A 13,608-nucleotide genomic window follows, 5' to 3' on the forward strand; every position below is an offset into this window, starting at 1 on the left:
TAATATTAATCGACTATAACGATGAGTCAAAAAATCAGAATCAAATTAAAATCTTACGATCACAACCTGGTTGACAAATCAGCAGAAAAAATCGTTAAGACAGTAAAAGCAACCGGAGCAGTAGTAAGCGGTCCAATTCCATTGCCTACACACAAACGCGTATTTACCGTATTGCGTTCTCCGTTTGTTAACAAGAAATCTCGCGAACAGTTTGAACTTTCAAACTACAAGCGTTTGATCGACATCTACAGCTCAACTGCTAAAACTGTTGACGCTTTGATGAAGCTTGAATTGCCAAGCGGTGTAGAAGTTGAAATCAAAGTTTGATAAGTTTCTGCAAGAACAGAGTTAAGAATTAAGTACAAAAATAATTGTAAACAAGACCGATCCCCCGTTTGGGGTTAAGGGTTAAATTTTAATTGAAATGCCAGGATTAATTGGAAAAAAAATCGGAATGACATCCGTTTTCAGTACCGATGGTAAAAATGTACCATGTACTGTTATCGAAGCTGGTCCTTGTGTTGTTACGCAAATCAAAACCGTTGAAACAGACGGTTACGAAGCGGTTCAGTTAGGTTTTGAAGAAAAGAAAGACAAGCACACTACAAAACCCGAAGCAGGCCACTTCAAAAAAGCAAACGTAGCACCTCAAAGACACTTGGTTGAGTTCAAAGGTTTTGAAGGCGAAATCAAACTGGGAGATGCTCTCACAGTTGAAATGTTCGACGGTACTACTTGGGTAGACGTTATCGGAACTTCAAAAGGTAAAGGATTTCAGGGCGTTGTTAAACGTCATGGATTTGGTGGTGTAGGTCAAAGCACACACGGTCAGCACAATCGTCTGCGTCACCCGGGTTCTATGGGTGCTTCTTCTTACCCTTCAAAAGTGGTAAAGGGTATGAGAATGGGTGGTCGTACAGGTGGTGATACTGTAACAGTGCAAAACCTGGAAGTGTTAAAAGTAATCCCCGAGCACAATTTGTTGCTTATCAAAGGTTCAATTCCCGGGGCTAAAGGTTCAATCGTAATTATCAATAAGTAATGGAACTGAACGTATATAACATAGAAGGAAAAGAAACCGGAAAAAAGGTAACTCTTAACGAGGCTATCTTTGGCATTGAACCTAATGACCACGCTATCTATCTTGATGTTAAACAGTACATGGCAAACAAACGTCAGGGTACTCACAAAGCAAAAGAAAGAAGCGAACTTTCCGGAAGTACACGCAAGCTGATCCGCCAGAAAGGTGGAGGTGGCGCTCGTCGTGGTGATATCAACTCGCCGGTATTGGTGGGTGGTGCTCGCGTTTTTGGTCCGGTTCCCCGTGACTATAGCTTCAAATTGAACAAAAAACTGAAACAATTGGCTCGTAAGTCAGCTTTAGCATATAAAGCAAAAGCCGATGCGATTGTAGTAGTTGATGCTCTTCAATACGACGCTCCAAAAACAAAGAACTTAATCGCGTTGACCGAAAATTTGAAAGTAGCTGATAAAAAGCCGCTTATTATTTTATCGGAACCAAATAAAAACGTATATTTGTCGGCTCGAAACCTGAAAGGTGTTAATGTAACAACTGTTTCTGATCTAAATACTTACAGTATTATGAATGCGAAATCACTTGTTGTTGTTGAAGCTTCTTTCGCTGGTTTGGATCAAATCTTAAAAGCATAAGGAGGTAAAAGTGATGGGAATTATAATTAAACCGATTGTTACAGAAAAAGCAAACGGCCTTAGTGAAAAACTCAATCGTTTTAGCTTCCGCGTTGAAAAAGGCGCCAATAAGATTGAGATCAAGAAAGCCGTAGAAGAAATGTATGGCGTAACCGTAGTTGCTGTTAATACAGCAGTTATGCCAGGCAAAAAGAAAAGCCGCTTCACCAAAGGTGGAGTTATCAACGGTAAAACTTCAGCTTTCAAAAAGGCTATGGTTACGTTGAAAGATGGAGATAACATTGATTTTTATAGCAATATTTAAGTAAAACAATGGCTGTACGTAAATTGAACCCCGTTACACCGGGGCAGAGACACAAAATTATCGGTACGTTCGACACAATTACTTCGTCTGTACCGGAAAAATCTCTTGTGACAGGCAAACGCTCAACCGGCGGTCGCAATAACTCAGGTAAGATGACCATGCGTTATATCGGCGGTGGTCACAAGAAGAAATATAGAGTAATTGACTTCAAGCGTAACAAAGAAGGAGTACCTGCGAAGGTACAATCCATAGAGTATGATCCGAACCGTACGGCTCGTATCGCGTTGCTCTATTACGCTGATGGTGATAAAAGCTATATTCTTGCACCCAATGGACTGCAAGTTGGCCAAACTCTATTATCAGGCGCTGAAGCAGCTCCTGAAGTTGGAAACTCTCTACCGTTGAAGAACATCCCACTCGGTACAATTATTCATAACATTGAATTACGTCCGGGACAGGGTGCTGCATTGGTTCGCTCAGCAGGTACATTTGCACAGTTGACTTCTCGCGAAGAAAACTATGCAATTATCAAATTACCTTCAGGCGAAACCCGCAAAATTCTTTGCACATGCAAAGCAACTGTAGGTAGCGTTGGCAACTCAGAACACAATCTTGAAAGTTCAGGTAAGGCCGGTCGCACACGCTGGCAAGGACGACGTCCTCGCGTACGTGGTGTTGCTATGAACCCTGTCGATCACCCCATGGGTGGTGGTGAAGGACGCGCTTCTGGTGGTCACCCACGTTCTCGCAAAGGCTTGTTAGCTAAGGGCTATAAGACAAGAGCTCCTAAAAAGCAATCAAGCAAGTATATTATCGAAAGAAGAAAAAAATAACGTATAATTAGAGAGATACTATGAGTCGTTCATTAAAAAAAGGACCTTACATCAATCTGAAGCTTGAACAGAAAGTGTTGACCATGAATGAATCCGGTAAAAAAACCGTAGTAAAAACATGGGCTCGTGCTTCAATGATTTCACCTGATTTCGTAGGTCATACGATTGCAGTTCACAACGGGAACAAATTTATTCCTGTTTACGTTACTGAAAACATGGTAGGTCACAAACTCGGTGAATTTTCCCCGACACGTACCTTCCGCGGCCACAGCGGTAACCGTAAATAACCCGTTGATTCATTTACTTGAAAAAATAAAAATATCAATAAAATGGGTTCAAGAAAGAAAAATTCAGCAGAAAATAGGAAAGAAGCCCTCAAAACACAATATTTCGCCCGTCTTAACGACGTTCCAACTTCACCCCGTAAAATGCGCCTTGTGGCAGACATGATCCGTGGTATGGAAGTGAACAAAGCTCTCGGGGTATTGAAGTTTTCGACCAAAGAGGCGTCAGCCAGACTTGAAAAATTGCTTCGTTCCGCTATTTCCAACTGGGAACAAAAAACAGAACAAAAAGCAGAAAACGGCGATTTGTTCGTCAGCGCTATTCACGTTGATGGCGGCCGTATGTTAAAACGCCTTCGTCCTGCTCCGCAAGGACGCGGTTACAGAGTGCGCAAACGTTCGAACCACGTAACGTTGTTTGTTGACTCAAAGAATAGTATTAACGTATCAAATGAAGTAGCAGATGGGACAAAAAACTAATCCGGTAAGTAATCGTTTGGGAATCATCCGCGGATGGGATTCCAACTGGTATGGAGGGAATAACTATGGAGATACATTGCTGGAAGACAGCAAACTGAGAAAGTATCTTCACGCCCGTCTGGCTAAAGCGAGTGTTTCTCGCGTAGTAATTGAACGTACGTTAAAACTCATCACAATCACAGTATGTACAGCTCGTCCGGGTATCATTATTGGTAAAGGCGGACAGGAAGTTGACAAACTGAAAGAAGAGTTGAAAACTATCACCGACAAAGACGTTCAGATTAATATTTATGAAGTGAAACGTCCTGAACTCGACGCTGTAATTGTTGCTAATAACATTGCTCGTCAGATCGAAGGCAAAATCGCTTATCGTCGTGCAACCAAAATGGCCATTGCATCTACAATGCGTATGGGAGCCGAAGGTATCAAAGTGCAGGTTTCAGGTCGTTTGAACGGCGCTGAAATGGCTCGCTCGGAAATGTACAAAGAAGGACGTACTCCTCTTCACACATTCCGTGCAGATATCGACTACGCTCTTGCTGAAGCCTTAACAAAGGTTGGTCTTATTGGTGTGAAAGTGTGGATTTGCCGTGGCGAAATCTATGGTAAAAAGGACTTGGCTCCTCAATTCGCAGCAGCCAAAGAAGGCTCTAACAACCGTGGCCAACGTAACGACCGCAATGATCGTGGAGATCGTGGCGACCGTAGAGGCGGCTTCCGTAAAAAGAAAAAATAATTTCTAACGCATTGAATTCAAAGACTTATGTTACAACCGAAAAAGACAAAGTTCAGAAGACAGCAAAAAGGCCGCATGAAAGGTGTGGCTCAAAGAGGTAATCAGCTGGCATTCGGTTCTTTCGGCATAAAATCATTACAATCGAAATGGATTACAGGTCGCCAGATTGAGGCAGCCCGTATTGCCGTAACCCGTTATATGCAACGTCAGGGACAAATCTGGATTCGTATTTTCCCCGATAAACCAATTACCAAAAAACCTGCTGAAGTACGTATGGGTAAAGGTAAAGGTTCTCCCGAAGGTTTCGTGGCACCCGTTACTCCAGGCCGTATGATTATTGAAGTAGAAGGCGTATCGTTTGAGATTGCAAAAGAAGCATTGCGCTTGGCAGCTCAGAAGTTACCCGTTACAACCAAGTTTGTCGTCAGACGTGATTTTGATTCAACAAACCTTAACGCGTAATCGAATATGAAGACAAGAGAAATCAAAGAACTAAGTGTTAAAGAGCTGCAGGAAAGATTGGACAATGATAAAGCCATCTTATCGCGCTTGAAATTGAACCATACTATTTCTCCGCTCGACAATCCGATGCAAATCAGGGATGTTCGTAAACAAATCGCTCGCGTTGCGACCGAATTGAAGTTGAGAGAAAATAAACAATAATAATATTGAGCCGAATGGAAACTAGAAACTTAAGAAAAGAAAGAGTAGGGGTCGTTACCAGCAATAAAATGGACAAGACCGTTACCGTTGCCGTTAAGTGGAAAGAAAAACACCCTATCTACGGCAAGTTCGTCAACAAGACGAAGAAGTTCCACGCTCATGACGAAAAAAACGACTGCGGCATCGGTGATACCGTGCGCATCATGGAAACCCGTCCGCTGAGCAAATCAAAAAATTGGAGAGTAGTTGAAATAACAGAAAGAGCTAAGTAATTATGATACAACAAGAATCCAGAATAACAGTAGCTGATAACAGCGGAGCTCGTGAAGCTTTGGTTATCCGTGTATTAGGCGGAACCGGCAAACGTTACGCTTCTCTGGGGGACATTATCGTGGTAGCGGTAAAAAATGTGATCCCTTCCAGCGACATGAAAAAGGGCACCGTATCAAAAGCAGTAGTTGTTCGTACATCGAAAGAGGTTCGTCGTGCAGACGGTTCTTACATTCGTTTCGACGACAACGCTTGTGTGTTGCTCAACAATGCAGGCGAAATGCGCGGTAGCCGTATCTTTGGCCCCGTTGCGCGTGAGCTTCGTGCCTCTAACATGAAAATCATTTCATTAGCGCCTGAAGTACTTTAACCCTTGTAAAACAATTAGCAATGAGTAAATTACATATTAAAAAAGGCGATACAGTGTATGTAAACACTGGTAAGAGCAAGGGCAAAACCGGACGTGTCCTCGAAATTATGGCAGAAAAACAACGTGCGATCGTTGAAGGTGCCAATTTCGTGTCTAAACACACCAAGCCCAATGCAAAAGCTCCGCAGGGAGGAATTATCAAGAAAGAGGCATCTATTCATATCTCTAACCTCAACGTAGTTGATCCCAAGAGCGGCAAACCGACACGTATCGGTCGTCGTGAAAATGCCGAAGGTAAATTAGTGCGTTACGCTAAAAAATCAGGGGAGGAAATTAAATAATGAGTACAACCAACAGTCTTAAAACTGACTACAAGGAACGCATTGTTCCTGCTTTGATGAAGGAGTTTAGCTATAAGTCAGTAATGCAAGTACCTCGTCTTGAAAAAATAGTTCTCAACCAGGGGTTGGGAATCGCTGTGGCTGATAAGAAAATTATCGATACAGCTATCAACGAGATGACTGCAATTACCGGACAGAAAGCTGTTGCCACACTTTCTCGTAAGGATATTTCTAACTTCAAATTGCGTAAACAAATGCCTATCGGGGTTCGTGTAACTCTTCGTCACGAACAGATGTACGAATTCCTGGAACGTTTGGTTCGCGTGGCTTTGCCTCGTATCCGTGACTTCAAAGGTATTGAAAGTAAATTTGATGGTAGCGGTAACTATACCTTGGGTATCCAGGAACAAATCATTTTCCCGGAAATCAACATTGATAACATCTCTCGTTTGTTAGGTATGAATATCACATTCGTTACTACCGCTAAAACAGACGAAGAAGGTTTCGCTTTGTTGAAAGAGTTTGGTTTACCATTTAAGCACAACTAATTAAAGAAGATACAATGGCAAAAGAATCAATGAAAGCCCGCGAGGTACGTAGAGCGAAATTGTGTGCTAAATATGCCGCAAAACGTGAACAACTCAAGAAAGAGGGCAACTACGAAGCTTTGCAAGAACTTCCTAAAAACGCATCTCCTGTTCGTCAGCACAACCGTTGCAAACTTACAGGTCGTCCAAAAGGCTACATGCGCATCTTCGGAATTTCGCGTATTCAGTTCCGCGAAATGGCTTCTGCAGGCTTAATTCCGGGTGTGAAAAAAGCAAGCTGGTAATCAGTTTGTGCTGCAATACGAAAAGTCAGTAGTAATAAACTTGCGTTAATGTTGTTTAATTCGGGGAAAAACACTATTTTTGTGCCCCGAAATAGACAAAATGCAGGTTTATGCATTCTGACTTTTTAGGATTGCATTAAATATAAGTGTGATAAATATTGTCCGGGCAGGCCGGATCAATTTAAAACAAATCAATATGACAGATCCAATAGCAGATTATTTAACGAGACTGCGGAATGCTATCAGAGCAGGTCACCGTGTGGTGGAAGTTCCCGCGTCGAATTTGAAAAAAGAAATCACTAAGATTCTTTTAGAAAAAGGCTATATTTTGAACTACAAGTTTGTAGAAGACGGTCCTCAGGGATCCATCAAAATTGCCTTAAAGTATGACCCTGTTCACAAGGTCAATGCAATTAAACAACTCGTGCGTATTTCGTCACCGGGTTTGCGTCAGTATGCAGGTCACAAAGAATTGCCCCGCGTATTGAACGGTTTAGGCATCGCCATCCTCTCTACATCGAAAGGTGTTATGACAGATAAAGAAGCCCGCGATTTGAATATCGGAGGCGAAGTTTTATGTTATGTTTACTAATTAAGAGGAGGATTACAGATGTCAAGAATTGGAAAATTACCTATAAGCCTTCCTAAAGGTGTAACTGTTACTGTTAAAGATAACGTTGTTGCAGTGAAAGGACCCAAAGGAGAACTCTCTCAAGAAATTAATCCTAATATCAACGTAAGCGTCGAAGAAGCTGCTATCGTAGTAACTCGTCCTAACGATGAAAAGGAAAACCGCGCGATGCATGGTCTTTACCGTGCGTTGATCCACAACATGGTTGTTGGTGTATCTGTAGGATACCAGAAGAAACTTGAATTGGTTGGTGTTGGTTACCGTGTATCTAACAATGGCAACCTGCTTGAGTTTGCTTTGGGATATACTCACAACATTCACATGATGTTGCCTCCCGAAATTAAAGTGGAGACTAAGAGCGAACGTAACCAGAATCCATTAGTAATTCTGGAAAGCTGTGACAAACAACTGATCGGTCAGGTTTGTGCAAAAATACGCTCGTTCCGTAAGCCTGAACCATACAAAGGAAAAGGTATTAAGTTTGTAGGCGAAGTTATTCGTCGTAAAGCTGGTAAATCGGCAGGTGCAAAATAATTTTTTGAAATAGAAAGAGTTATGATTAAGAAAATTCAACGTAGAATCAAGATAAAAGCACATATCCGCAGTAAAATTGCCGGAACTGCCGAAAGACCTCGTTTGTCGGTATTCAGAAGCAACAAGCAAATCTATGTGCAAATTATAGATGACAAATCAGGCAAAACCCTTGCTGCCGCTTCTTCTTTGGCAATCGCCGAAAAAATGGCTAAAAAGGAACAAGCCGCAAAAGTGGGCGAATTGATCGCTAAGAATGCTCAGGCAGCCGGAGTAACTGATGTTATCTTCGACCGTAACGGCTATTTGTACCACGGTAGAGTGAAAGAATTGGCAGAAGCCGCACGTAAAGGAGGACTTAAATTTTAATCACTATGGCAGGAATAAATAACAGAGTTAAATCAACCAACGATTTAGAATTAAAAGACAGATTAGTTGCCATCAACCGTGTAACTAAAGTTACTAAAGGTGGTCGCGCATTCAGCTTTGCTGCAATCGTGGTAGTCGGCAACGAAGATGGTATTGTTGGTTGGGGCTTGGGAAAAGCCAGCGAAGTAACAGCTGCCATTGCGAAAGGTGTTGAAGCTGCTAAGAAAAACCTTATTAAAGTGCCTGTGTTGAAAGGAACTATTCCTCACCAACAAGTAGCTAAATTTGGTGGTGCAGAAGTATATATTCAACCTGCATCTCATGGTACCGGGGTGAAAGCTGGTGGTGCTATGCGTGCTGTACTTGAAAGTGTTGGTATTACTGACGTGTTAGCAAAATCTAAAGGTTCTTCTAACCCTCACAACCTTGTGAAAGCAACGATTGAAGCTCTTGGTGAACTGCGTGATGCAGCAACTGTGGCAACTAATCGTGGTGTTTCACTCGAAAAAGTATTCAAAGGCTAAAAACGTACAACTATGGCAACTATTAAAATAAAACAAGTTAAGAGTAAAATTAAATGCCCCAAGGTTCAGAAACTGACTCTGGAGGCTTTAGGTTTGAAAAAAGTGAATGCCGTTGTAGAGCATGAAGATACTCCTGCCATCCTTGGTATGGTAGAAAAGGTAAAACACTTGGTAATTGTAGAGAAATAATTGTTTAAAACGCTTAAAATAACATATATACATGGATTTAAGTAATTTAACGCCTGCAAAAGGATCCGTTAAGGAACGAAAAAGAATAGGTCGCGGTACAGGTTCTGGTTTAGGTGGTACAGCTACCCGTGGTCTTAACGGTGCTAAATCCCGTTCAGGTTATAAGAAAAAAATCGGTTTTGAAGGAGGCCAGATGCCTTTACAACGCCGTTTGCCCAAATTCGGGTTCAAAAATATAAGTCGTGTTGAATACAAACCGATTAACCTTGCCACTTTGCAAACTTTAGCTGAAGCTGGAAGCTTTACCAAAATTGGTATTGCTGAATTACTTCAGGTCGGAGTTATTGCAAAGAATGACCTTGTTAAGATCTTGGGCAATGGTACTTTGAGTGCAAAACTTCAGGTAGAAGCTAATGCTTTCTCAAAATCGGCAGAAGAAGCTATCGTAGCAGCAGGTGGAACAGTGGTAAAATTGTAATCCGATGAAACGTTTTATTGAAACACTCCAAAATATTTGGAAAATAGAAGACCTTAGAAATCGCCTGATAACCACAATATTATTTGTATTAGTCTATCGTTTTGGGTCATACATAGTATTACCGGGAATCAACCCCGCAAATCTTGAAGCTCTGCAAAATCAAACATCGGGTGGTTTGTTAGGCTTGTTGGATATGTTTTCGGGGGGAGCTTTTTCTCATGCTTCTATTTTTGCTTTGGGAATTATGCCTTACATCTCTGCATCAATTGTTGTGCAATTGTTGGGTATAGCAGTTCCTTATTTCCAGAAAATGCAACGCGAAGGCGAGAGTGGCAGAAAGAAAATGAACCAGATAACACGTTATCTGACCGTTCTGATCTTGTTATTCCAATCTCCGGCTTATTTGGTTAACCTTAGCGTGCAATTGGGACATGTCGGAGCTTCTCTTCCCCAAAGCTTTTGGTTTCAAATAACATCAGTCATCATCTTAACTGCAGGTAGTATGTTCATCATGTGGTTGGGAGAAAGAATTACCGATAAAGGTGTCGGTAATGGTATTTCTTTCATCATCATGATTGGTATTATTGCCCGTTTCCCGACAGCAATCGTACAAGAGTTCGCCTCTCGTTTGGGTGACGCTGCCGGTGGTTTGGTGATGTTTATCGGAGAAATAGTTTGTCTATTGTTCGTAATCGGACTGTGTATTTTACTGGTTCAGGGAACACGTAAAGTACCTGTTCAATATGCTAAACGTGTTGTCGGTAATAAACAGTATGGTGGTGTTCGCCAGTACATTCCCCTTAAGGTGAATGCAGCTAACGTAATGCCAATTATCTTTGCTCAGGCAATTATGTTTATTCCAATTACATTAGTAGGTTTTTCTCATTCGGAAGCTGCAAGTGGCATTGTAAGTGCATTTACAGATAATTCAGGATTTTGGTACAATTTCGTATTTGCTGTTCTGATTATTGCGTTTACATACTTCTATACCGCTATTACTATTAATCCGACGCAGATGGCAGAGGAGATGAAACGTAATAATGGCTTTATTCCGGGTGTTAAACCTGGTAAGAAAACAGCAGAATACCTTGATGAAATCATGTCTCGGATCACTTTACCCGGTTCATTCTTCCTGGCGCTGGTGGCTATTCTGCCAGCATTTGCAAGAATCTCGGGAGTGAGTACCAGTTTTGCCCAGTTCTATGGGGGCACATCATTATTGATCTTGGTAGGTGTTGTTTTGGATACACTACAACAAATTGAAAGCCGCTTGTTGATGCGTCATTATGACGGTTTGATGAAATCAGGCAGAATTAAAGGACGTACCGGCAATATTTCGGCTTATTAATTAATAAGCAGAGATGATATATCTCAAAACAGAGGAAGAAATTGAGCTACTTCGTCAAAGCAATTTGATTGTATCAAAGGCTTTGGCTGAAGTAGCTAAGTTAATTACTCCGGGTGTCTCGACACTGGAGCTTGATAAAGTAGCGGAAACCTGTATCAGAGATCATGGTGCTATACCAACTTTTTTAGGTTATGCTGGTTTTCCGAATACTTTATGCACATCAGTTAATGATCAGGTTGTTCATGGAATTCCTTCCAAGAATGCGATCTTAAAAGAAGGTGATATTATTTCAGTTGACTGTGGTGCAACAAAAAATGGATTCGTTGGTGATTCAGCTTATACATTTTGCGTTGGTAAGGTTGCTGAAGATATTAAACAGTTACTGAGAGTGACGAAAGAGTCGCTTTATCTTGGAATTGAACAGGCCGTTGACGGTAATCGTTTGGGAGACGTTGGTTATGCAATCCAATCACATTGTGAAAAACATGGTTACGGAGTGATTCGTGAAATGGTTGGACATGGTGTGGGAAAGGAAATGCATGAAGATCCTCAGGTTCCTAACACAGGCAGAAGAGGAAATGGCGTTCGGTTGAAAAACGGAATGACCATAGCGATTGAACCGATGGTTGCGATGGGATCCTACCGCTTATTCTTTGAAAAAGATGGCTGGACTACCCGGACGATTGATGGAAAATGTGCTGCTCACTTTGAACACTCTGTGGCTATCCGAGAAGGAAAGGCCGACATCCTGTCTACCTTTGATTATTTAGAAGAAGTTGTAGGTAAACTGTAACAAATAAAAGATTAAATAGACGTTTTATGCCTAAACAATCTGCTATTGAGCAAGATGGAACAATAACCGAAGCATTGTCTAATGCAATGTTTCGAGTAGAACTTGAAAACGGACACGTAATCACGGCTCATATTTCCGGCAAGATGCGTATGCACTACATTAAGATTTTGCCAGGCGATAAGGTTCGTGTAGAGATGTCTCCGTATGATTTATCAAAAGGAAGAATTTCATTCAGGTATAAATAACCTGATTTCCACCCAACTGCAAACATTGCAAATAATTATACAACATGAAAGTAAAAGCATCCATTAAAAAACGTACGCCCGAATGTAAAATCGTGAGACGTAAAGGGCGTCTTTATGTAATCAACAAAAAAAATCCTAAGTTCAAACAACGTCAGGGATAATATTTTAATTTTAAGTATATGGCTATAAGAATCGTTGGAGTAGATTTGCCTCAGAACAAAAGAGGCGAAGTTGGACTGACTTATATCTACGGAATAGGTCGCAGTAGCGCAAAACAAATTTTGGAAGAAGCCGGTGTTGATTTGGACACTAAGGTGAAGGATTGGACTGACGACCAAGCAGCTAAAATCCGCGAAATAATCGGAGCTAAGTTCAAAGTAGAAGGTGACCTTCGTTCAGAAGTTCAACTGAACATCAAACGCTTAATGGATATCGGATGCTACCGTGGCGTACGTCATCGTCTGGGCTTGCCTTTGAGAGGTCAGAGCACTAAAAATAATGCTCGTACCCGTAAAGGAAAGAAGAAAACTGTTGCCAACAAAAAGAAAGCAACAAAGTAAGGTAATTAACTTAGCAAATATTTTTAGGATATGGCAAAGAAAACAGTTGCAACCAAAAAAAGAGTGGTTAAAGTTGACGGCGTAGGCCAGTTACACGTTCACTCTTCATTCAATAATATTATTGTAACCCTTACTAATGGTGATGGTCAGGTTATTTCTTGGTCTTCAGCCGGTAAAATGGGTTTTAGAGGTTCTAAAAAGAACACTCCATATGCTGCTCAGATGGCAGCTCAAGATTGTGCCAAAGTTGCTTTTGACCTCGGTCTGAGAAAAGTAAAGGCGTATGTTAAAGGTCCGGGTAATGGCCGCGAATCAGCTATCAGAACTATTCACGGTGCCGGTATTGAAGTAACAGAAATTGTTGATGTTACTCCATTGCCACACAACGGATGTCGCCCAGCTAAACGCAGAAGAGTATAATAATCACCCACTTGTTCATTACCCGGCTAAAAGTGGATAAAGATTACAATTCTAACCTCTCTGTAATCGCGGCTGCACGGTAAGTCGAGTGTGATATAAGCAATAATAATCACAAAAATTTTGAAATAATGGCAAGATATACAGGCCCAAAAACAAGAATTTCACGTAAGTTTGGTGAGCCCATTTTTGGCCCCGATAAAACGTTATCGAAGAAAAATTACCCTCCCGGACAACACGGAAATAACCGTCACAAGAAAACGTCTGAGTACGGTATTCAGCTTCGTGAAAAACAAAAGGCTAAATATACCTATGGTGTTTTAGAACGTCAATTCCGTTTGTTATTCGAAAAAGCTCAACGTGCCAAGGGTATTACCGGTGAAATCCTTCTCCAGTTGCTCGAAACACGTTTGGATAACGTAGTTTACCGTTTGGGAATGGCTCCTACTCGTGCTGCTGCTCGTCAATTGGTAAGTCACCGTCACATCACAGTTGATGGTTCTGTTGTAAATATTCCTTCTTATCAGGTTAAGGCTGGTCAGGTTATTGGTGTACGTGAAAAAGATAAATCAATGGCAGTTATTGCAGATGCTTTGAACGGATACAACCACAGCAAATACCCCTGGATGGAATGGGACAAGAACAGTTTGTCTGGGAAGTTCCTTCATCAACCGGAACGTGCTGATATTCCTGAAAACATTAAGGAACAATTAATCGTCGAATTGTATTCTAAATAATC

28 protein-coding genes are annotated in these 13,608 nt (G+C 41.4%); all 28 read left to right on the forward strand.

The window, feature by feature from the left end; translation table 11 throughout:
* Positions 1–21: 21 nt before the first annotated feature.
* The 28 genes from rpsJ to rpsD all read left to right on the forward strand — a co-directional run bounded on the left by rpsJ (position 22) and on the right by rpsD (position 13,606).
* The gene (rpsJ, locus tag F8N35_RS05180; RefSeq protein ID WP_068702480.1) at positions 22–327 is read left to right on the forward strand and encodes a 30S ribosomal protein S10; all 306 of its coding nucleotides are present in this window, start codon (positions 22–24) and stop codon (positions 325–327) included.
* A 97-nt stretch (positions 328–424) separates the two neighbouring features.
* The gene (gene rplC / locus F8N35_RS05185) at positions 425–1,042 is read left to right on the forward strand and encodes a 50S ribosomal protein L3 (protein WP_293050289.1); all 618 of its coding nucleotides are present in this window, start codon (positions 425–427) and stop codon (positions 1,040–1,042) included.
* Complete coding sequence (rplD, locus tag F8N35_RS05190) at positions 1,042–1,671, forward strand: 50S ribosomal protein L4 (protein WP_068702484.1); 630 nt, start codon at positions 1,042–1,044, stop codon at positions 1,669–1,671. The genes rplC and rplD overlap by 1 nt, the downstream gene beginning before the upstream one ends.
* A 13-nt stretch (positions 1,672–1,684) precedes the next feature.
* Positions 1,685–1,975, forward strand: coding sequence for a 50S ribosomal protein L23 (gene rplW, locus F8N35_RS05195; RefSeq protein WP_068702485.1), 291 nt, complete (start codon positions 1,685–1,687; stop codon positions 1,973–1,975).
* An 8-nt stretch (positions 1,976–1,983) separates the two neighbouring features.
* On the forward strand, positions 1,984–2,808 hold the full coding sequence (gene rplB, locus F8N35_RS05200) for a 50S ribosomal protein L2 (RefSeq protein WP_068702487.1): 825 nt from the start codon (positions 1,984–1,986) through the stop codon (positions 2,806–2,808).
* Positions 2,809–2,828: 20 nt separating this feature from the next.
* Entirely contained in the window at positions 2,829–3,095 is a 267-nt protein-coding gene (gene rpsS / locus F8N35_RS05205; RefSeq protein ID WP_068702489.1) for a 30S ribosomal protein S19, read from the forward strand.
* A 42-nt stretch (positions 3,096–3,137) separates the two neighbouring features.
* A complete protein-coding gene (gene rplV / locus F8N35_RS05210; protein ID WP_068702491.1) occupies positions 3,138–3,572 on the forward strand; it encodes a 50S ribosomal protein L22 in 435 nt (144 codons plus the stop codon).
* A complete protein-coding gene (gene rpsC / locus F8N35_RS05215; protein ID WP_068702492.1) occupies positions 3,556–4,308 on the forward strand; it encodes a 30S ribosomal protein S3 in 753 nt (250 codons plus the stop codon). The genes rplV and rpsC overlap by 17 nt, the downstream gene beginning before the upstream one ends.
* A gap of 27 nt (positions 4,309–4,335) precedes the next feature.
* Positions 4,336–4,770 carry a 50S ribosomal protein L16 gene (rplP, locus tag F8N35_RS05220; RefSeq protein ID WP_068702494.1) on the forward strand — a complete coding sequence of 145 codons (435 nt, stop codon included), beginning with the start codon at positions 4,336–4,338 and terminating at the stop codon, positions 4,768–4,770.
* A gap of 6 nt (positions 4,771–4,776) precedes the next feature.
* Entirely contained in the window at positions 4,777–4,971 is a 195-nt protein-coding gene (gene rpmC / locus F8N35_RS05225) for a 50S ribosomal protein L29 (RefSeq protein ID WP_068702496.1), read from the forward strand.
* A gap of 2 nt (positions 4,972–4,973) precedes the next feature.
* Positions 4,974–5,243 carry a 30S ribosomal protein S17 gene (gene rpsQ, locus F8N35_RS05230; RefSeq protein WP_275505413.1) on the forward strand — a complete coding sequence of 90 codons (270 nt, stop codon included), beginning with the start codon at positions 4,974–4,976 and terminating at the stop codon, positions 5,241–5,243.
* 2 nt (positions 5,244–5,245) lie between these two features.
* A complete protein-coding gene (gene rplN / locus F8N35_RS05235) occupies positions 5,246–5,611 on the forward strand; it encodes a 50S ribosomal protein L14 (protein WP_068702500.1) in 366 nt (121 codons plus the stop codon).
* A gap of 20 nt (positions 5,612–5,631) precedes the next feature.
* The gene (gene rplX, locus F8N35_RS05240; protein ID WP_068702502.1) at positions 5,632–5,952 is read left to right on the forward strand and encodes a 50S ribosomal protein L24; all 321 of its coding nucleotides are present in this window, start codon (positions 5,632–5,634) and stop codon (positions 5,950–5,952) included.
* Complete coding sequence (gene rplE / locus F8N35_RS05245) at positions 5,952–6,500, forward strand: 50S ribosomal protein L5 (RefSeq protein ID WP_068702504.1); 549 nt, start codon at positions 5,952–5,954, stop codon at positions 6,498–6,500. Before rplX ends, rplE begins: the two co-directional genes overlap by 1 nt.
* Positions 6,501–6,514: 14 nt before the next feature.
* A complete protein-coding gene (rpsN, locus tag F8N35_RS05250; protein ID WP_068702506.1) occupies positions 6,515–6,784 on the forward strand; it encodes a 30S ribosomal protein S14 in 270 nt (89 codons plus the stop codon).
* Between the two features lie 196 nt (positions 6,785–6,980).
* The gene (gene rpsH, locus F8N35_RS05255) at positions 6,981–7,376 is read left to right on the forward strand and encodes a 30S ribosomal protein S8 (protein WP_068702507.1); all 396 of its coding nucleotides are present in this window, start codon (positions 6,981–6,983) and stop codon (positions 7,374–7,376) included.
* 18 nt (positions 7,377–7,394) lie between these two features.
* Positions 7,395–7,949: a 50S ribosomal protein L6 gene (gene rplF, locus F8N35_RS05260; protein ID WP_293050290.1), complete on the forward strand. Its 555-nt coding sequence runs from the start codon at positions 7,395–7,397 to the stop codon at positions 7,947–7,949.
* Positions 7,950–7,970: 21 nt separating this feature from the next.
* Positions 7,971–8,315, forward strand: a complete 345-nt coding sequence (rplR, locus tag F8N35_RS05265) for a 50S ribosomal protein L18 (RefSeq protein WP_068702511.1) — start codon at positions 7,971–7,973, stop codon at positions 8,313–8,315.
* A gap of 5 nt (positions 8,316–8,320) precedes the next feature.
* Positions 8,321–8,839, forward strand: a complete 519-nt coding sequence (rpsE, locus tag F8N35_RS05270) for a 30S ribosomal protein S5 (protein ID WP_293050291.1) — start codon at positions 8,321–8,323, stop codon at positions 8,837–8,839.
* 12 nt (positions 8,840–8,851) lie between these two features.
* On the forward strand, positions 8,852–9,028 hold the full coding sequence (rpmD, locus tag F8N35_RS05275; protein WP_293050292.1) for a 50S ribosomal protein L30: 177 nt from the start codon (positions 8,852–8,854) through the stop codon (positions 9,026–9,028).
* A 31-nt stretch (positions 9,029–9,059) separates the two neighbouring features.
* Positions 9,060–9,506: a 50S ribosomal protein L15 gene (rplO, locus tag F8N35_RS05280; RefSeq protein ID WP_293050293.1), complete on the forward strand. Its 447-nt coding sequence runs from the start codon at positions 9,060–9,062 to the stop codon at positions 9,504–9,506.
* A gap of 4 nt (positions 9,507–9,510) precedes the next feature.
* Positions 9,511–10,854: a preprotein translocase subunit SecY gene (secY, locus tag F8N35_RS05285; RefSeq protein ID WP_293050294.1), complete on the forward strand. Its 1,344-nt coding sequence runs from the start codon at positions 9,511–9,513 to the stop codon at positions 10,852–10,854.
* A 13-nt stretch (positions 10,855–10,867) separates the two neighbouring features.
* Complete coding sequence (gene map / locus F8N35_RS05290; RefSeq protein ID WP_293050295.1) at positions 10,868–11,647, forward strand: type I methionyl aminopeptidase; 780 nt, start codon at positions 10,868–10,870, stop codon at positions 11,645–11,647.
* Positions 11,648–11,673: 26 nt separating this feature from the next.
* Positions 11,674–11,892 carry a translation initiation factor IF-1 gene (gene infA / locus F8N35_RS05295; RefSeq protein ID WP_068702523.1) on the forward strand — a complete coding sequence of 73 codons (219 nt, stop codon included), beginning with the start codon at positions 11,674–11,676 and terminating at the stop codon, positions 11,890–11,892.
* A gap of 44 nt (positions 11,893–11,936) precedes the next feature.
* On the forward strand, positions 11,937–12,053 hold the full coding sequence (ykgO, locus tag F8N35_RS05300; protein WP_068702525.1) for a type B 50S ribosomal protein L36: 117 nt from the start codon (positions 11,937–11,939) through the stop codon (positions 12,051–12,053).
* Between the two features lie 18 nt (positions 12,054–12,071).
* On the forward strand, positions 12,072–12,452 hold the full coding sequence (gene rpsM / locus F8N35_RS05305) for a 30S ribosomal protein S13 (protein WP_068702527.1): 381 nt from the start codon (positions 12,072–12,074) through the stop codon (positions 12,450–12,452).
* Between the two features lie 30 nt (positions 12,453–12,482).
* On the forward strand, positions 12,483–12,872 hold the full coding sequence (gene rpsK / locus F8N35_RS05310; RefSeq protein WP_068702529.1) for a 30S ribosomal protein S11: 390 nt from the start codon (positions 12,483–12,485) through the stop codon (positions 12,870–12,872).
* A 128-nt stretch (positions 12,873–13,000) separates the two neighbouring features.
* A complete protein-coding gene (rpsD, locus tag F8N35_RS05315; protein WP_293050296.1) occupies positions 13,001–13,606 on the forward strand; it encodes a 30S ribosomal protein S4 in 606 nt (201 codons plus the stop codon).
* Positions 13,607–13,608: the final 2 nt, after the last annotated feature.

Origin of the sequence: Paludibacter sp. (assembly GCF_009712605.1) — a bacterium.
Taxonomy (GTDB): Bacteria; Bacteroidota; Bacteroidia; order Bacteroidales; family Paludibacteraceae; genus Microbacter.